Source organism: Methanococcoides mangrovi (assembly GCF_052057775.1).
Taxonomy (GTDB): domain Archaea; phylum Halobacteriota; class Methanosarcinia; order Methanosarcinales; family Methanosarcinaceae; genus Methanococcoides.
In genome coordinates, this window is record NZ_CP195121.1 from 328,253 (window position 1) to 347,735 (window position 19,483).

The following is a 19,483-nucleotide window of genomic DNA, read 5'->3' on the forward strand; positions in this document are numbered from 1 at the left end:
GACACACAAAGATGCCTGACCCAAAGCCCGGATGCCATGTTCATCCGTCAGGCTGTGCCATCAGGCCTGTAAGGTCCCGTCTCCCCAATGATCGGGCACTGCATAGGAACCCGTCAGACCGTACCAGTTAAAGAAGGACACATCGCCTGCATCCTGATCATTGATGGCAAAGAACACACCGATCACACCGGAGGGGCGACCTCCGACATCGCTCCACGGGATAGCGACCTCTATCACATACCCCGCATCCAGATCAGCTGCATGGTTCTTGCTGCCCTGCAACATCACCCTTTTGACGACATCGCATGAGTAATCGTAGTCCTTCCCGCTGCCTGTACCCACATCATCGACCATGGCACCGTTCAGGTTTATGATAAAATGATAGTCATCCGGCTGCATTGCAGATCCGCCATTGTGCAAAGTGTCAAGATAGATCTCAACGCTGTCGTCCCTGTGCAGCCCGTCGGTCTCGGTCAGGCCCTCTGCCTGAAGGTCGCTGTCATCCACATCGAAAGCAAAGTAGATATAAGAATCATCATACATCGCCTTTATCGATGCAGTACTGTCCTTCTTAGTATCTTTTGCGGAAGCAACATCCATCGAGATCCCGGCCACATCCTTCCAGTCACCTGCATCCCCGTCCACCGTGGCTGTGCCGCGAACGATGTTCAGGCCTTCACGGCCATCGTCTGATGGGGCATCCTGTTCCACGTCATCGGAAAATATGTTCTTGATGATGGCGGAGATAGTGGGGTTGCCGGAGTAGCTCTTCGATGCCTCGGAGGTATCACCATACCTGCCAATGTTTATCCTGTTACCGTTCGGATCAGGTTCATTGGAATAGCTGCTTGATACATCACCTGCATCTATGCACGGGCTGTTATCACCCATGATCTCCCAGCCACTTCCAGTCCATGTCCCTGCTGTTGACCTTAAGTGGTAGTTCCCGCCGGCCTCATCATAGAACAGGGAGTCGAAATGGATATCATTTGCACCCTCGTCCACATGGTTATAGTCACCCAGGGCATTGTTGTAGATATTGTTATGATCTGAGATGATGGTATGCGACCCATGTTCGATATTATTGATACCATACCCGCGCCCATCATAGGTATCCATGCCGGTGATGATGTTGTTCGTTGCCGTAATGGTGAAACCGGTGGTAGAGGTTGAACCATGATACTCCTTGGTGGAGATCCCGTCACCCTCGCCGTTTGCTATGGTGTTCGACTCGATCCTGACATTGTCATAGCCATAAACGCTTATTCCGCCTCCGTTCCCGTCATCACCGATCGTATTGTAGATCAGATTGTGGTGGATGTAGTTGCCGGTCGTTTCGGACCTGTCGACCTTCCCGCCTGACACTTCCGCAGCAAGGACGATACCATACTCCCTTACACCATAGATCGTATTGTAGGCTATCTCGTTGTCAGCTGAACCTGTGTTGGATTTATCGTTCTTATAGGTAAGGTAGATAGCAGAATCACCCGAATTGAAAGACGTAAATGTGTTCCTCTCGACCAGAGCACCGGAGCACTCGTCCAGACGAACGCCGGTATTTGCTGCCACGTGCCCGAACACATTATCATGTATCCAGATCCTGTTATCACCCGTGGAACCGGTGTACAGGACATACACACCCACATGTCCGGATCTGCCAAAATAGTTATTGTAAATGTTCAGGTTTGGATATTGTTCCCCGGAATTTATCACCTTGATGAAATCTCCGATCCCTGTGGTGAATGACAGGTCATGGAATGTCAGGTCCTTTCCGCGTATCTCTATCGTAGGGTAGTGGTCCACCATATCCATGGGAATGAGCGGCTGGTTCCACCTGTCCGCATCGAACGTCAGATTAGTGACAGCTACATTGTTCGACTGTTTGTAGCCACGTCCACTGAGCCGGGTTGCCCCTGAGACCATTTGCCAGTCGTCCCTCGGAGGATTAAAGCTGGACACGAGCTTGACCGTTGCACCAATATCCCCAGTGAGGGTCGTATCATCCGGGATCTCAATGGTTCCCTGAATGATGTAATCGTTATCTCCCCCGTCATCCAGCAGATAGACAGTATCATAATCCTCATGCTCCCCCACATACTGGAGAGCAGCATTGATCTCGACCTCGTCCTTTACCCCGTCGCAGTTGAAGTCGCCTTTCCCGTCTGCAGAAACATATACTACCGACCCATCGGCCGGATCGATCACTGGAGGGACAGCAGGTGCATCCAGGTACTGAACAGTCAGGACTCCCGCAGCCACCACTGCCAGCACGAAAATGATCTGCATGGCACCCATGGATGAAACTTTTTTACGAACGGCTACAGGAAAGATCACATAGATCACAATCGCACTGATCAAAAGTACAAGGAGCAAAGCCTGTGCAACTGGATAGAGCATACTATTAGATTGAACAGCTGAAAATATAAATCTATCCGGGATATGATCACAGTTGTTGGTCAGGTCCTCAGACCGGGGTAGAAGAACGGAATTACTGGAAGATATTTCAAAAAAGAGAAAAAAGGGTGGCGCAAGATCTGCGCCTAAGATCAGGTCAATTATATCTTTTCACCGAAGTAATGTGCCACAATAGTGAGATCCTGGATGTTCACAACACCGTCCATATTTACATCCCAGCTTGGGTGTGGTTTGGCAGTGCCCAGATTCTGAGCCACAATCGTGACATCCAGAATGTTCACAACACCGTCCCTGTTCACATCCCAGCGTGGATGCATCTTGATAACGGTGACGACGTGTTGGGATGTTACTTGGTCGGTCCCGTCACTTACAACAGCTTCGATGGTGTAAACACCTGAAGTATCGGTATTCCACACATAACCGGAAGTTGTACTGACGATATTTCCGTTGATCTTCAGGAGATACTCCAGTTCATCCCCGTCTGCATCAGAGGCAGTTACTGCGATGTTTACCACGCCTCCCTGCTCGAACACTGCATCATTGGCCGGAGAGAATGTGGTGATCACCGGAATGTTGTTCGAAGGATCAGTGCTTAATGCATTCACAGTAATGATCATAGATTCCGAATCAGTAAATTCGCCATCTGTGACCTCGAACAACAGGCCATAGCTACCTGCCGGAACAGCTGAAGGGGTCCAGCTGAACTCACCGGATGCAGCATCAAATAATGCACCTGCTGGAAGTCCCCTCACCGCATAGGTCAGAGGATCGCCTTCAGCATCCGAGGCACTTACAGTAAAGCTTACAGTGCTTCCTTTGTCCACTGCTTTGTCAGCAATTGGGGCCATGACAGGTGCTGTGTTGCTTGTAGCTGTACGGGACGCATCTCCCCAATGATCAGGGATAGCATAGGATGTGATCAGATCACACCAGTTAAGGAGATACACAGTACCGGTGTCATCCTGGTCATTTACCGCAAGGAAAAGACCGATAACATCGTCTGAAGGCATTCCGCCAATGTCACTCCACGGAATTGCGACCTCTATGATGTAGCCGGTATCAGCAATGGCATCGTTCTTGGTACCCTGCAGTTTTACACTCTTGATGATGTTACTTGAGTAACTGTAATCCTTTCCGGTACCTGTACCCACATCATCCACCAGTGCACCGTTCAGGTTAATGATGAAGTGATAGTCATCCGGCTGCATTGCAGCTCCACCGTTGTTCAAAGTGTCAAGATAGATCTCAATGCTGTCATCCAGGTGAAGACCACCTGTCTCGATCAGACCATCTGCCTGAAGGTTGCTGTCCTTTACGTCATATACCATGTAAAGGTACGTGTTATCATACATTGCCTTGACTGTTGCCACATTGTCGGAAACGCCGGAAATGGTGGTTCCTGAAGCGTACTTCCAGTCAGAGAGATCACCGTCGATCGTGGCTGTGCCACTTGAGATGTCCATATGTGCATCGACAATGTTAGACGGAGTGTCTGTTGAAGTGGCCTGTACTGTTATAAGAACAGTGTCAGTGTCAACCTCGCCATCACCGTCTGTCACGGTCAGTGTTGCGGTATATGTCCCTGCAGAACTGTAGGTATGCTGGACAACGGCCCCGGTGGCATCCTGCTGGATCCCGTTAGAGTTGTCGAAATCCCACTTGTAGGATGTGATACCAACATCATCTGTTGATGCGGACCCATCCAGAGTCACGGTCTGACCGGCAGAGACTGTCTGATCAGGACCGGCGGAAGCAGTAGGCTTCACAGGAGCTGTGGTTTCAGGAGCTGTTGGCTCATCAGGAATTGTAGATTGGCTGGAATCATGAGTGTCATGTGCACCCTCAGCCACATTCCTATAATTGCCCAATGCGTTGGAGTAGATATTGTTATAATCGGAGATTATGGTATGCCTGCTGGATTCAGCGTTATTGATACCATAACCACGACCATTGTAGTATTGAGCACCATAGATGAGATTGTTCCTGGCAGTAATAGTAAACCCGGAAGTTGAGGTTGAACCATAATATTCATGGGTTGATATTCCGTCACCGTCACAGTTTGCTATGGTGTTGTATTCGATCAGGACATCATCAAAACCATACACATTGATACCACCGGCATTACCATCTCCGATAGTATTGCGGATCGAATTGTGATGGATATAGTTGCCGCTTGTTTCGGACTTGTCCACTGCGCCTCCGCTTACTTCTGCAGCAAGAGTGACGCCGTATTCCCTCACATCATAGATCGTGTTATACCTGATCTCATTGTCGTTAGCACCGATACCGGACCCGCCGTTCCTGTACAATATGTAGATAGCGGAGTCACCCTGGTTGTATGACGTGAATGTGTTCCTCTCGACCAACGCACCTGAACACTCGTCCAGGCGGACACCGGTGTTCGCTGCAACATAGCCAAACACATTGTCATGTATCCAGATCCTGTTATCGCCGGTTGAACCGGTGTACAGGATATATACGCCCACATGTCCGGACCTGCCGAAATAATTGTCATATATCTCAATGCCAGGGGCTTTTTCACCGTAGTTTCCTATCTTGATGAAATCGCCTACACCATCCTCAAATGTACAATCATGGATCTTGATGTTCTTTCCCCTGATGGAAATGGTCTCCCTTTCATCTTTCTTGTCAATAGGGATGTTGTCCTGGTTCCATCGGTCAGCATCAAAAATGATGTTCCTGATTTCGATGTTATCGGCTTTGCCGTATACCTGACTTGTAGGGGTAGCACCTGTGACCATCTGTTCAAAATCATATTGAGTAAGACCGGTCTTTAGCTTCACGCGTACACCGGGCTCACCATCAAGAATGGTGTTATCATGGATCTCGATCTGGTCAGAGATTATGAAGTCATTTTCCCCACCATCGTTCATCAGATAGACAGTGGTGTACTCTGCATGATCATTTACGAACTTCAGAGCCGCATTGATCTCTACTTCGTCTCCTATCCCATCGCAATTATAATCACCGTTCCCGGCTGCAGAGACATATACTACCGGAGCAGTACTGCCCATCGCAGTTGGAACAGCGACCAACGAGATGAAAGATAAGATTAATAAAATTTTAAGTTCCCTCATAGTTACCACAAATTTTACTTGTAGACTTTTTTATATTGTATTATTATATTGATGTTGAATATTAGTAGATGGGAGTTCACGGTCATAATCACATATAAATGTTGTGAATTTTGCTCTGCCAAAAAAGCAGATATAAAGTAAACAAAAATTGCCTTCCCTCTACATCACTGGTAGCAAATAACGGTTTTTATGTACACTAATAAGAGGTTTGCGTACATTTATATTGAATTTTGTGTGCACATAACCGAATTTTGTGAACACGTTTTGGCCGCGGAACCGGATGATATTTAGAATGGTTCGTGAATATTAACAAGAACGTTCTCACAGAAGAAACATTCTTAAACAAAATTGGAACCATAAAGGATAATAAGCCATATTTAAACTTAATTAGAAAATTAAAGAACTTATAAAAATATCAGGAAATGCCCTGAATGGATATTTAGCATGTGAATGAATTGTTGACCTTATGAGGCAGGACACTACCCACATAAAATTGTGAACACATGAAAATGAACATATTTACAGCTAATATCAGCAGTTGGGGCACATCGGAAAACACAAATATTTAAAAAGTGCAGCTCACAGGCACTTTATCGTCTTCATGGAGGAGGAGAACCAACGCCAATATACTTCAGGGCCCCCTGCCCCCATCAGTCATGTATCCCCCATATCAGTTTCAAAAGAGAGAGAACCAATTTACTTAAATAATCCAGTATCCAATAATATAAAGGGAAAGGGGCAGTTCCGATCAGAATAGAGCGGGCGTACCCTGCGTTTGGCAATAAGTGATCAGGGACAGGAGCATCCCGGAAAGGTGGCCTGTTACATACGCAAGGGGTTATTTGAAAAGCACAGCCAGTACCTTACAGTATATACTGGCTTAAGTTTGAGAAGATCAGACCCCGAAGCAGGATTGCGGGATGGTGACAGTTTTCCTGTGTACCGGAAATGGACTGTTCGCCAGGAGATGATAAGGGGAGGATGTCAAAAGGCATCCGGGGATATCAATGATACCAGATAGCACTTTGATCGAAAAGCTGAAAGCAGAAAAGGAACTGTGGGACCTTTTCACAAAAAAGGAAGAATATAACTCTCCGATCTTGGACGAATATGAGAGATTTCCCTACTATTTGAGCAGTTCCAGAGATATCTTCGAGCCAAAGGTCTCAGAATATCTGATCGAGAATGGTTTCAGGCCGGAATATCCGGATGGAAAGAAATTTGCTGTCTGCCTGACACATGATATAGATGTAATTAAAGAGAGCAATATAAGATATGCATTCAATTCTTTCAGAGCTATAACAAAGGGCAACGTAAGAGAGGCTCTGAAATACCCCTCTTACGCAATAAACAAAAAAAGCCACCCATTCTGGAACTTCCGGCAGATAATGAAACTGGAAGAGAAGTACGGCGCTACATCAAGTTTTTATTTCCTTGCTCTTGAACCCGGGGAACAGAACTATGACTATGACCTGAGGAAACTCAGGGATGAGATACGATACATAGATGCCAGAGGATGGGAAGTGGGACTCCACGGAGGCCATCGGTCATATAACAATTACGAGGACCTCTGCAAGAAGAAAGAAAAACTTGAAAGCGTTCTTGGAAAAAAGATCATCGGGTATCGTAACCACTACTTAAGGTTCAGGATCCCTGAAACCTGGGAGCTGCTCAGCAGGGCCGGTTTCAAATATGACACAACGTTCGGATACAACGATTGTGCAGGTTTTAGGAATGGGATGTGCCATCCGTTCAGACCGGTGAACCTGAACACAGGAAAAGAGATCGACATCGTGGAGATCCCCCTGACCATAATGGACTGTACGCTTCTGAGGGATTACATGCGATTGGACTTCAAAGGTTCATGGGAAGTCACAAAGAAGCTGATCGACACCGTTGCGAAATACAGAGGAGTGATCACCATACTCTGGCACAACACATACATGCTGGACGAGAACCTGGAGTTCTACAAGAAGATTCTGGATTACTGTTATGAAAAGGATGCATGGATGGCAAGTGGAAAAGATATGATCGAATGGTGGGAACAATGAGTTCGGAAATGATGGTCAGGGAACTTGAAACTTCTGAACACGAACTCTGGGATGAGCTGGTCGACATCTCCCCATACGGAACAATATTTCAAAAAAGCGATTGGTTAACAATATGCAGGGATTCGTTCAACTTCGACCTGAAAATGTATGGATGTTTCCATAATGAAGAATTGGTAGGAGGATGCTCCCTTTTTAGTAAAAGGGCCAGAAGGATATTCAAAGTAGCATCATCTTACTGCAATATGACACCCTACGGAAGCATTCTGATAAAAAGGTCAGCAAGTAGGAAAGTACGGAATCAGGAAGAGTTCCAGAACAATGTTCTAAGAAAGATCCTGGACCACATCGAGGAACAGGGATTCGACCAGGTATCCATATCAAATTCCTCAGATTTCATAGATACAAGGCAGTTCTCCCCTGACAGGTGGACCAGGGATATCAGTTATGCCTACTATTTTGACCTAAGGGAAGATATTGACGCAAGAATGCCAAAGGGATTGAGGACGATCATCCGCAGAGCCAATGAAAATGGTATCCTGGTCAAAAAAGAGGAAAATATCCGGCGTTTTTACGATCTGATCAGACAGACGTATGAGAAACAGCAACTGATACCACCTGCAGATTTAGATTTTTTCGAAAGGATAATGGAGTTTTTACATAGAACCCGGCAGGGAGAGATGTGGATCGCTGAAATGCCCACAGGTGAGGTTGCAGCTGCAGAGATAATCATCTGGGATAATAAAAGAGCACACCGATGGGCTGCTACCTCAGATCCGGAACTAAAAGTTCACAATGCAACATCCCTTTTACTGTACAATATCTTCCGGGATCTCAAAAGCAGAGACTTTAAAGAGATAAATCTGATGAGCGGCAACACTCCAAAGCTGACCACGTTCATAACAGGATTCAATCCGGAACTGGTACCCTACTACATGGTAACAAGCTATTCAAAGAAATTTGATGCTTGTCGGCAGATAGTGAATAAGATAAGATGATCTATCCCCCCTCATTTCTTCGCTGATCTTATAGCGTCCAGTAATCTGTATCTTAGACTATGGTCCTGATAGATCACCACACTATAATAGATAATTGAAAGCACCATAGAGATGAACAGGATCACATATATTGTAGCTGAAAGGTAACTTACCAGAGCCAGAGGGATGGAAACCACAATTGCTATGAGCATATATTTTATCAGATATTTGACCTCATCCGCCAACTGGACCCCTGATATCCTTAAAAGATAGAAATTAGCACAGCTCCACAGGACCACACCCACAACGGACAATAATATAAGTCCCAGGACAGGATCATTGTAATGTCCCCCAATGAAGAGAGTAACAAATATCGAACAGATTACCAGGATATTGAACACCAGTTCAATGTTCTGCTTTTCAAGTATATCGAAAACGGAAGATATCGGGGAATACATGAATCTGATAAATAGCCAGGGTGCAAGTATTTTTGCATAGATTCCCGCAGAATACCACTCGGCCCCTAAAAAGAAGGTGAACAGGTCTTCCCCGACGATCATGAACACTATCAGGGGAAATGCACCGATCAGGATCAATTTCCTGTGCACTTCAGCCACCAGCTCTTTGAAATTCCCATTTTCATTTTTAACCTCACTTGCCTTCTGGAAGAACACCTGACTGGTGGCCCCGCCAATTAAAGTAACAGGTAAAGCCAGTATTTGATTCGCAAATGAATAATGTCCGACTATTGCAGAAGTAAAATAGAATGCAAGCATAAAAGGAGGAAGCTGAAAGGAGAACGTGTTCACAAACAGAGAACCCATGGAGAATTTCGGGAACCTTTTGTACCTTATGGCCATTTCTTTCATCCTGTTCACTGAGATTTTCCTGAAATACTGGATATCAGATTTAAAGTGAAACAGCATCAGGAGATTTGCCAGAAAGAAGCCTGTCAGATAACCTGCTATCAGCCCCATTGGAGAAGGCCGGTAGGATCCGATACCTACCTGGGATAATCTCGAACCTAACGAATTTGCAATACGCGAGCCGGCAACAACCCCAAACCGGACCCTGCGGGATGACCAATAGTTCAGCACATTGAACAGGCCACTTAAAAAGATGACCAGCGGTAAGAGGATCAGATACCCTGCAAGATCGGGAGTGTTAAGGAGATCTGCGATCCCTTCAGAAAGAGGAATGAAGATCAGTCCGGATGCAACTGAAGTGATCACTAATAGAATGAAGCACAGCGAAACGATATTCGCAGAATCCTCGTTCTCTCTCGGGAGCATTATTGCAAGGTGATAGGTAAGACAGGATACAATTGCAATAATGCTTGCAATTGATAGAAATAACTGGAAAACCCCAAAATCGTCCGGCGAATAGATCCTGGAAATAATAGGAAAGAGTAAAATTCCAATGATCTGGGCGACCATACTCCCTGATACCAGTTTCATAATATTGCGGATAAAATCTGACATTTGATCACACCTGTTCTGGAATAATACAACTCATGACCCGATCTATGGAAAATACACTGGATTTAGGTGAAGTCCTCAAGCAGGGTGCATATTCTTTCACAGGCATCCCCGGATCCGAACACATTGCCTGTCTCACCTGCACCCTCAAATCCATCTATCGCATCCATGATCATATTGCGATCTGACCCTACCAGTACATTCCAGCCATCATCCACGGTCTCCACCCACTCGGTGTTGTCACGCATCGTTATACAGGGAACACCAAGCATATAGGCCTCCTTCTGCACACCGCCGGAGTCAGTAAGGATCTTCCTGGAATTGGACATGAGCTTGAGCATGTCAAGATAACCGACAGGGGATATTACCTGCACATTTTCACACAGCGTATCCCAGAGCCCATACTGGACCAGATATTTTTTTGTCCGTGGGTGTACAGGAAAAACAATGTGTGCATCTGAGCTGCAAAAGGCCTTCACAATAGAGGACAGGTTTTCAATGCTATCCGTATTTGAAGCCCGGTGTACGGTTGCGACCATAAAGTCCCGATCAGAAATTCCCAGGTCCTCAAGTATCGTGGACCTTTCTTCTGCGATCTTTATATTATACTGCAGTGCATCCATCATCACGTCACCGACATTGTGCACACCTTCAGTGATACCCTCGCTCCCAAGATTCCTTACTGCTGTTTCAGTAGGACAGAACATTATATCCGAAATATGATCTGTGACCACCCGATTGATCTCTTCGGGCATGGTCCTGTCAAATGACCTGAGACCGGCCTCGACGTGAGCTACAGGAATATGAAGCTTGGAAGCTGCAAGAGACCCTGCAATGGTAGAATTGGTATCACCATACACCAGTACCATATCAGGTTCTTCACTGATGAGAAGTTTCTCGATCCCCATCAACATCCTGCCTGTTTGTTCCCCCTGTGTGGCGGAACCGATGCCAAGATTATGATCGGGTTCCGGAATGCCCAGTTCTTTGAAAAAAACATCCGACATATCGGGATCATAATGTTGCCCGGTGTGGACAAGTATCTCTTCATGAGATCTTCTTAGTTCACGGGAAAGTGGAGCACATTTTATGAACTGTGGCCTGGCACCGATAACTGATAGTATTTTCATTATGACCCCCATATTGACAAACGGTATTTTTTGAGAACGTAATGTGAATTATGTATTTATTCAAATTTAAAAGTTTCATTATTGTATATTGAGAAACACAACAATACAAAATAATTGGAATTATCATCTTTCTTCTTTCACCAGCAGACCTGCAGAGCCTTTATCGCTTATCTTTCTGGCCGGAACGCCTGCGATCGAGATATTTGGTTCCAAAAATGATCTGTTAACAACAGAATTTGCCCCAATTGCGATCCCGTCAGCTATCTCTATGTCACCAAATAACTTGGCACCCGGTCCGATATAAACATCGTCCCCTATACGTGGTGCTAAAGAAGAATGACCTGCACTGGTCCCTATGTTCACACATGTGTGTATCCGGCAATTCGATCCAACACTTGCATTGTTATTTACAACGATGGTCCCTATGTGGGCAATGCTCAGACCGGGACCAAAAACATTTTTAGGGATCGTGAATCCTAATTTGACGCTCATCACATAGTATCTCCATTTCAGAAACAGGACATATGGTTTCCAGAAAATCGATCTTTTACAATTGTGATAGTATTCCAGTTTCCTTAACAATCTCTCAAATTTCCAGATCTCATCAGCAAAAAAAGGCCTTTTCCCTGTTCTACCCAGAGCCACCCTATCTGCTTCCATATAGGAATGATAATCCTTTTTTGTTCTGATCATCGCAACCACCATTGTAAGAGAGGTTTCTGAACTTTTATCCAATTGGTTATTAGCAATTGAAATGATATAACACGTTCAACGCTCACAGATCCTCTAAAATCCCTGATTTCAGTACGATCTGCTCCCAATCAAATTCTTTCGCCAGTATCTTGTTATTATGAGACATTTCCGAGATCTGTTCAGGATCATTTAGTAAATACTTCACACTGTCAGCCAGACTTTCAGGATTCCCTGACTCATATTTAATGTAGTTGACATTCTCTCTCAGATATCCGGGAATTCCTTCAATATCTGCAATTACTATTGGCTTGCCTGCTGCAAGATATTCAGATATTTTTCTATTAGAGAAAAAATCCTTCAATTTTGACATGTAAAAATCCTTATTGTAAGGAACAATGCAGATATCCATCCGTTTTAATATTGATAATACTGAACTATATTCAAGACGGCCAGTCAGAATTATATTTTCCTTTTGGCCATACTTTTCAAAGATCCTCTTATAATCATAACCCTGCCCGACGATCACAACGACCACGTCTTTCAGGTAATCGATCGAATCACATATATCGTCAATTTTCATTACCTGTTCCCAGTTTCCAATAAAACCTATGACCTTCTTGTCTTCCGGGATATCCAGAGGACACTCTGAGCTGCTGGATACGATCTTATCCACATCGACCCCGTTTGGAAGATAGATACACTTATGAGCATATTCTCCGATCTGGGCTTTTATCCCGGGACTCACCACAAGGATCTTGTCAGAATTTCTCAAAAGCACCCTCTCGGAAAATTTAGCGATATGTCCCCTTAAGATGCGTTTTCGCTGATACAGTTCAAGATGGTACTTCCCGTGAAAATCATAGTATATCTTTGTATTGAGCAATCTTAAGAACGGATACAGTACAATACAGTCATAGCCCCTGATGATGACGTAATCGATCTTTTTTGAAATGAGGAAATGAAACACTTTCAGAGACATCTGCAACCTGAACAGAATACCTTTCAACAAAGTGAGTTTCCCTGCAATGGGTATTATGGGTTCCACCTGGATCAGATTATCCAGGACCACTTCGTCCCTCTCGTTCTTCTGCAACATCAGATAGGTATCAGGTAAATACTTAATAAGTTCCCTGAAGATGTGCAAAGCCCGTGAGGACTGGACGATGCTATAAGATGCTTTCGTCTCCATAAAAAGTATAAGACCTCTTTTTGTGGTCTGCATCTGACCATTCCCGGCCGATCGCTTTGAAGATCTCATGGAACTGCCTCATAAATATCAATTGCTGAGTTTGAATAGACCTTGTTATTGGAGTTAAGATTTGAACTTAAGTTGCCCCATTCTAAACTATCAGCACCTCTGATCATCATCGTATCAAATACCAATCCCCTATCTACGCCTTCATTCCTCAAAATGAAATAACCGTTTGTGACAGTGAAGTTCGAAACATCGAAGGACTCTATCCTGTAGTATTTGATCCCAAGGTTGTCGGTTTCACTGAATCTGCGGTTCTCGAACACCCTGGAAGAGGGAGTGTCCGTATATATCCTCGAATCATCCGGCACGGAATCAAATACATGACCAAAGCCTGTGAGCTCATCCGGATAGAAGTAGGTCCTGCTGGCAATGACCTCATCATATTCAGGACTGCCGCCGATCAAGGACGGATACACGAACCCTGTCAGAAGTATCGTGACGATCAAACCTGAATACAGGACCTCTTTCCTCCTTGAGGACAGGAAATTGAATAAAAACAGTATCCCGGAGGCCATTGAAAAAGCTATGAACGGACTTACAAGTAACATAAAGCGGTCAAACCTGAAAAGGGTCATTGTCTGCCAGAGGGTTTGCAGCGGATTTGGCAGATACAATGGCAGAGTGAACAAAGTTACCATAGTGAAAACTGCAGCGTATTCCCTGCCATATTTCCAGAACATTGCCCCGATCCCAATAAAAACAAAGAAAGTGACTATCATCGTGTCGATATTCTGATAGATGAATATCCACTCAAGTCCGGACTGGATGTCCTGCTTTATTGTAAGTTCGCCGGACAAATTGTTCGCCCTGGAGGTCAGCGCAAGGAACGTAAAGGAATATGCAACATAAAACCAATAGGCTAGGAACGTTACGGTCAATAGGAGAATGTAATTGTTATCGTGGAATTTGGACCTTAGACCCGTCAATCTGGTTAACAGAAGTTCAGAGACCAGGAACAATATCATTATGGCTATTATTTGAGGGGTTGACACCTGATGAACAACCACAATAAAGCTGGCAACGATCAAACCCAGTATTTTCAGCCGGAGATCTTTCTTCTCTGAATTCTTATAGATCAGATACATCAGTATTAAAAAAGCAACAAATGCTACAACCCTGGTGATCATATACATTTCATAATATACCACTGTGCTCAGGGTTGAGAACAGAGCAACTGAAAGTAAAGATAATTTTGCGTATTTAGTGGTCCTTAAAAAGATACAATACAAAAAGAGAACTACAATTGTGAAGATCAGAGGAGCCACTACAAAATATGCGGTGGTTATATCCAGACCTAACAGATATGAGGCCTCTGATATCATAATGTGAAATAAAGGAAAATTCGCATAGGTAACACTCAGATATTCAGGGATCGTGTGCCCGGTAAGATAGGTCACCTGGGACATGAAAAGGTGCGGCAATATATCAGTGGCACCATAGTAGAGATGGTCCTTTAAAGTGAAGCTATAGATCAAATTCACCATGCACAGCATGACCTCTGACAGGACCAGACTTTGGTTCACTTCTCTGGAGAGGATCTGGATAAAGATAATACTGTAAAGCAGAGACATCATTACGAAATAGTACCAGGGTCTGACCGGTGATAGCAGTACAACGACTGAGGTCAAAGCATAAAGAATGAAGAAGATTCCCGATAATTGTCTTTGGCCAAGCCCGGTGTCAAGGTCCTTGTTCTCGACCTTCGTCCAGGTCCTATACATCCTGGTCAGGATAACTGCTGCAATAATGCCCGGAACTGCTATAACAAGACCCCTGATAGCAAAATCAGGTCTGCCTATCACAAAGGCAAAAAGTAAGCCGAGCAGAACAACACAGATTACCAGATAGGGCCAGCTAAGAGCAAATAGTTCAACTGGATTCTTCTCCCTGTTTGATATTGATCTTAATAGCTTCATGAGTACCCGGTCCCCAACTTTAATACTTCAAAGATATTTAGATTGTATTCGGTAGATTTTGCCCAATTATAATTTGTTATAGAAAGTATATTAATTAGCGCTAAAAGATCATATACCGGGATCTATTTCAGCATAGACATCCGAGATCTGTTCTGCTATATTTTCCCAGCTATACCTTTGTGCGTGATCTATTATCCTGTTTTCATCCCAGTTTACTTCCAGGGAAAGGGATATTTTATCAGCCAGTTCCGTAGAGTCACCCGGTTTGACCAGAAAACCCAGGTCATCGGAAGTTATGATCTCAGGTACACCCCCAACACCAGTCCCCACAAATGGCCTTCCGCACCCCAGACACTCGACCAGGACCGTCGGATTGCCTTCGTTCAGGCTTGGCAGCACAAACACATCGCAGGCATTCATCCATATAGGAACCTCATGGTGTGGTTTAAGCCCCACTATTTTCACATGATCCTTTAAATTGGATGATGATATCTGCGTCTCTAATTTTTCTCTGAGTATGCCATCACCCACAATATAGCACACTACATCATCCCTTTTGGAGACAACTTTTTCCATGGCTTCTATCAGATAAGTATGACCTTTGATCTCACCATACAGATTTCCAACATTAAGAATGATCTTTTTGTCTTTGGGCAGACCAAGTTTATCCCTGCACAGCCGTTTATCTAAATGGTGGAACTTCTCCCGGTCATAGCCATTGGGAATATGATGAACTTTACCCAGATCGACACCCACATCCCCCATCAGGGATATATCACCACCCCTGACACGAATTATTGCATCGGACATTTGCCATGAGCGAATGAATACCGGATCTTTCTGATCTATGGCCTTCTTAAAGGTAGCAGAAGTATGTTCAGTAATGACCACAGGCACACCTGAACTTTTCTTAACTTCCACGGCAACCGCACCTGAAGGCCAGGTAAAATGCGCATGAATTATATCAAAGTCAATATCCTGTTTTTCCAGGAACTTAAGTACCGCATGGGATTCGAGTTTGACCCAGAACTCCTTTCGAAAATTATAGAAAAATGGCAGATTGAGATATTTAGGGAAAAAAACGTGAACATTGTCATAAGAGTAATCTTCAAAATGCGTCTTTCTGATGTATTCCATCCCATGAGCAACAGGAGAGACCACATATACATTCTCAAAATGTCTGCGAATATATTTCAACTGCTCTTTTACAAATATCTCTACAACATAGGTATCGGAAAAATTAGGGAAATTGTTAGTTAGTATCAGGAGATTTCTGAGTGCCATCATCTCAACTCGCTGATTACGAACTTATATTTCCCGGCCTTCGTCACTTCAATAGAATCAACAAATTCGAACTCCACATGCCAGGAAGGTGATTTCGATTCTATCACATTCCTGATAAGGGACAGGTTATTCTGATCAAAATCATCATCCACCACCAGTTTTATCAGAATCTTGTCGATCTGCTTCTGTATTACCTGATATTTTTTAATACCGGCATCATGTTCCCAGAAGATGTACATTAAAAAGTATCCGTGCACCTGCTTGCCTTCCGGAGTAATGAACATATCAACGGAGCGACCGATCACTTCCTTCAGTAACTTCGACCCTCTGCCACAACCACATTCATCTTCAATGATGTGGCCCATATCCCCTGTACTATACCTTATAAAAGGCATAGCATAGTTATGCAGACTTGTGGCCAAGATATCCCCGGTACCGTCTGACATCTGGGACCCATTGTCATCAACAACTTCCATGATGCTCCGCTCAGTATCGATATGCAGGCCATTGTGTTCGGAGCATTCATATGCACCTACCCCGCCATCGTTCAGCCCGTAAGCATCATAGACCTCACAATCAAAAACATCACTGATATGAGCACGCATATTCGGGAACAGTTTTTCTGCAGTCGTATAGACCACAGGAATCTCAGGCAGGTCTATATTGTTCTCCTCAACGAATGATGCAAACGTATCTATGGATGAAGGATACGCGCGTATTGATTTTGGTTTGAATGAACGTATTGTGTTCACATACCTGTACATGTCGTCGTCGCTCATGTCAAAAGAAGATAATCTGCGAATATTGCGGGTGATCTCATGCGCTTTATTTACGATCCGCGAGTTAGCACCAACATCCAGAGATGTCCCTGCCAGAAATACCATCTTGTCTCCAAGTTCATATCCCCCATACCCCCATCCACGATAAAGCATTACTCCGGACATAAAACGATCATGTTTCAATAATCTAAATGGGAAGGGAGTACCTGTAGAACCCCCTGTAGCTATGGAATAATAGTTCATCCTGTCCAGACCAGCCGGCTTGAGATCCTCCCAGTTCTCTTTGATGATCTCTTTGTTCAGAACAGGGAGCTTTTCCAGATCTTCCAGCGTTTTGATATCTTCAGGTCTTAGGTCCAGACCTTTGAATAGCTTATGATAATAAGGAACATTTTCATAAGAGAACGAGATCATCTTTCGAAGCTGAGCTTCCTGGTCCATTTTAAGATCCGGGTAAGAGTACCATTGTGACCTGACAGCAGAATTGTACATCGATAAGAAACGGTAGTCACCCAGCATGTGTGCAAATTTGAACAATGGAACATGATACACAGATTTACCCCCTTTATGAAATACAACTCAATTCTTCGAATAGTTTTCCACGAATTCCACCATGAACTTCGTAACATCGATCTTATCAGCTAACAGAATATCCCTCTTGGCCCTTCCCTTTTCTCTCAGACCCGGATCCTGCAGCAATTCCAGCGCCTTTTTTAAAGAGTCTTTACCCATCGTATTTTCATCATAGAAGTTGTAGACCAGATCGTACAGTTTCTCCTCTTCATCCGTATACCCCCTTCCCGCATAGTCACAGAAAATAGAATGGGTACCCAGAACCGCACACTCTGAGGCCATGGTAGAACTGTCCCCATAGAGCAGGGTCGCATAATACAACAAATGATGGATCTTTTCCGGGGAAACAGTGATCCTGTACTCTTCAAGTTCATGAGGCAATTTGTTCTCAGAAGTTATCAGTACACGGCCGTATTCTTTTAACCGGTCAACAGCATTCAATTTGTCTTCCAGTGTCAATGTCCTGTGACCTTTGTCATGGCTTGCCTCCCAGGAAACGAATCTCATTATTATGAATGGATCCTCCTCCGTAAGCCCGAGCTCACTGAGAATCTCCGGGTCCGGAGTAAAGTAATCCGGATGCAGGTAGGCCAGTTCATGATAGCCATTATATCGAACCTGTTTTTCCCCAAGATCAAGCCTGTAGCAGGACGGCGTGCATATAACGGATGCAAACGGATCGGTTATTGTGTGCTCGATCTTTGCATGTTCGGTATCATCAAAAACGATGGAAGGTTTCCTGATAATCTTACCCACATGAGCAACATAGGCATTACCCACACCGCCTATCAGAATATCAGGTTTAAAGGACCTTGAGATCCTGTAAAGGTTATATTCGATCTTCAGCAGCTCTGTGGCTTTTGATAAAAGGGATGGCTTTGCACTCCCTACAACATCATATTCAAATCCATATGCTTTAAGCAAATGTAAGGAAACATCCTTGTCAACGGTGGTTATTTTACAGGCATGTCCCCTCCCTTCCAGTGTTCTGATAGCATTTTTGAACAGATGCACCTGTCCCGGGTGGGCCATATTGAATAAGATCCTCATTTTCTCACCGCAACTAAAACTTTCTTCACCAGATTGACCGCCATATCCATACTGCAATATAATCCCCAGTCGACCATATTCAATGACCAGCGTTCCGGATGCGCAAGAATATAGAGGTTCTCCAGTTCACCACTCCCGATCAGGTCAATAAGCTCATCTGTCGTATCGACAGTGAGATCTTCTTTCTTGCCGGGGATAAAGTCCCTCAGACTGTTCTTAGTGCCCCAGCTTCTCCCGGTATCTGAAAAATAATTCAGTTCAGGCCCCACGGAGAGATAGGCCTCACCAATAATCCCATGATCTTTAAAATCATAGTACTTCCACAGGTCCCTGTTGTCGTACTTTGACAGCGGTCTCCCATGCATGCATATTGTTTTCACCTTACAGATGTCCTCGAAATCCTTAAGATGGGACCTGAACAATTCGATCCCCTTTTCAGGGTCACCATTTGCCTCGCTCAATGTCTCGTAATGATAACCGATCTCATGACCCATATCCCTGATCTGCTTCATGATCTCCGGTTTGAAGACACTTTTGATCGATCTGAAATAGTATGTCGCCCTGATGCCCAGATCATGTTCAATCCGTGCGGTTTCCAGTGCATGCCCGGGCATCCGGTCAACGTCGTGACGCATCAGAACGAACCTGCCATGGTGGTCCCCCTCAATATATTCAGCCATTGTAACGGTGGGATACGCTGTAGCTATTGCATCACAAAGGCGTTGAAACTTACTGATAGTGAAATCATGCCCTTCAATGCTCAGCATCATGGATCACCACACAGGCA

The 19,483-nt window shown here is 44.4% G+C and carries 14 protein-coding genes; 3 read left to right on the forward strand and 11 right to left on the reverse strand.

What is annotated here, in order from left to right; translation table 11 throughout:
• Positions 1 to 60 precede the first annotated feature (60 nt).
• On the reverse strand, positions 61 to 2,397 hold the full coding sequence (locus tag ACR3I3_RS01700) for a sugar-binding protein (protein ID WP_440952851.1): 2,337 nt from the start codon (positions 2,395 to 2,397) through the stop codon (positions 61 to 63).
• A 158-nt stretch (positions 2,398 to 2,555) separates the two neighbouring features.
• Complete coding sequence (locus ACR3I3_RS01705) at positions 2,556 to 5,471, reverse strand: PKD domain-containing protein (protein WP_440952852.1); 2,916 nt, start codon at positions 5,469 to 5,471, stop codon at positions 2,556 to 2,558.
• A gap of 817 nt (positions 5,472 to 6,288) precedes the next feature.
• Between ACR3I3_RS01705 and ACR3I3_RS01710 the strand changes: the two genes are divergently transcribed.
• Genes ACR3I3_RS01710 through ACR3I3_RS01720 form a run of 3 tightly spaced genes read left to right on the forward strand, consistent with a single transcriptional unit; the run spans position 6,289 to position 8,559 of the window.
• Positions 6,289 to 6,534 carry a hypothetical protein gene (locus tag ACR3I3_RS01710; protein ID WP_440952853.1) on the forward strand — a complete coding sequence of 82 codons (246 nt, stop codon included), beginning with the start codon at positions 6,289 to 6,291 and terminating at the stop codon, positions 6,532 to 6,534.
• Positions 6,521 to 7,564, forward strand: coding sequence for a polysaccharide deacetylase family protein (locus tag ACR3I3_RS01715; protein ID WP_440952854.1), 1,044 nt, complete (start codon positions 6,521 to 6,523; stop codon positions 7,562 to 7,564). The genes ACR3I3_RS01710 and ACR3I3_RS01715 overlap by 14 nt, the downstream gene beginning before the upstream one ends.
• Entirely contained in the window at positions 7,561 to 8,559 is a 999-nt protein-coding gene (locus tag ACR3I3_RS01720) for a GNAT family N-acetyltransferase (protein ID WP_440952855.1), read from the forward strand. Before ACR3I3_RS01715 ends, ACR3I3_RS01720 begins: the two co-directional genes overlap by 4 nt.
• An 11-nt stretch (positions 8,560 to 8,570) precedes the next feature.
• On the opposite strand, the gene ACR3I3_RS01725 is transcribed toward ACR3I3_RS01720, so the two are convergent.
• The 9 genes from ACR3I3_RS01725 to ACR3I3_RS01765 form a co-directional block, all read right to left on the reverse strand.
• On the reverse strand, positions 8,571 to 10,019 hold the full coding sequence (locus ACR3I3_RS01725) for an oligosaccharide flippase family protein (protein ID WP_440952856.1): 1,449 nt from the start codon (positions 10,017 to 10,019) through the stop codon (positions 8,571 to 8,573).
• A gap of 62 nt (positions 10,020 to 10,081) precedes the next feature.
• Positions 10,082 to 11,146, reverse strand: coding sequence for a non-hydrolyzing UDP-N-acetylglucosamine 2-epimerase (gene wecB, locus ACR3I3_RS01730; protein ID WP_440952857.1), 1,065 nt, complete (start codon positions 11,144 to 11,146; stop codon positions 10,082 to 10,084).
• A 123-nt stretch (positions 11,147 to 11,269) separates the two neighbouring features.
• Positions 11,270 to 11,839, reverse strand: a complete 570-nt coding sequence (locus tag ACR3I3_RS01735) for a serine O-acetyltransferase (RefSeq protein WP_440952858.1) — start codon at positions 11,837 to 11,839, stop codon at positions 11,270 to 11,272.
• A gap of 82 nt (positions 11,840 to 11,921) precedes the next feature.
• On the reverse strand, positions 11,922 to 13,097 hold the full coding sequence (locus tag ACR3I3_RS01740) for a glycosyltransferase (RefSeq protein ID WP_440952859.1): 1,176 nt from the start codon (positions 13,095 to 13,097) through the stop codon (positions 11,922 to 11,924).
• Positions 13,094 to 15,010 (reverse strand): hypothetical protein, encoded by a 1,917-nt coding sequence (locus ACR3I3_RS01745; RefSeq protein ID WP_440952860.1) that lies wholly within the window; start codon positions 15,008 to 15,010, stop codon positions 13,094 to 13,096. Before ACR3I3_RS01745 ends, ACR3I3_RS01740 begins: the two co-directional genes overlap by 4 nt.
• A 108-nt stretch (positions 15,011 to 15,118) precedes the next feature.
• Positions 15,119 to 16,297: a glycosyltransferase family 4 protein gene (locus ACR3I3_RS01750; protein WP_440952861.1), complete on the reverse strand. Its 1,179-nt coding sequence runs from the start codon at positions 16,295 to 16,297 to the stop codon at positions 15,119 to 15,121.
• Entirely contained in the window at positions 16,294 to 17,625 is a 1,332-nt protein-coding gene (locus ACR3I3_RS01755) for a phenylacetate--CoA ligase family protein (RefSeq protein ID WP_440952862.1), read from the reverse strand. The genes ACR3I3_RS01750 and ACR3I3_RS01755 overlap by 4 nt, the downstream gene beginning before the upstream one ends.
• Positions 17,626 to 17,652: 27 nt before the next feature.
• A complete protein-coding gene (locus ACR3I3_RS01760; RefSeq protein WP_440952863.1) occupies positions 17,653 to 18,696 on the reverse strand; it encodes a DUF354 domain-containing protein in 1,044 nt (347 codons plus the stop codon).
• Positions 18,693 to 19,466 carry a hypothetical protein gene (locus ACR3I3_RS01765; RefSeq protein ID WP_440952864.1) on the reverse strand — a complete coding sequence of 258 codons (774 nt, stop codon included), beginning with the start codon at positions 19,464 to 19,466 and terminating at the stop codon, positions 18,693 to 18,695. Before ACR3I3_RS01765 ends, ACR3I3_RS01760 begins: the two co-directional genes overlap by 4 nt.
• Positions 19,467 to 19,483 lie beyond the last annotated feature (17 nt).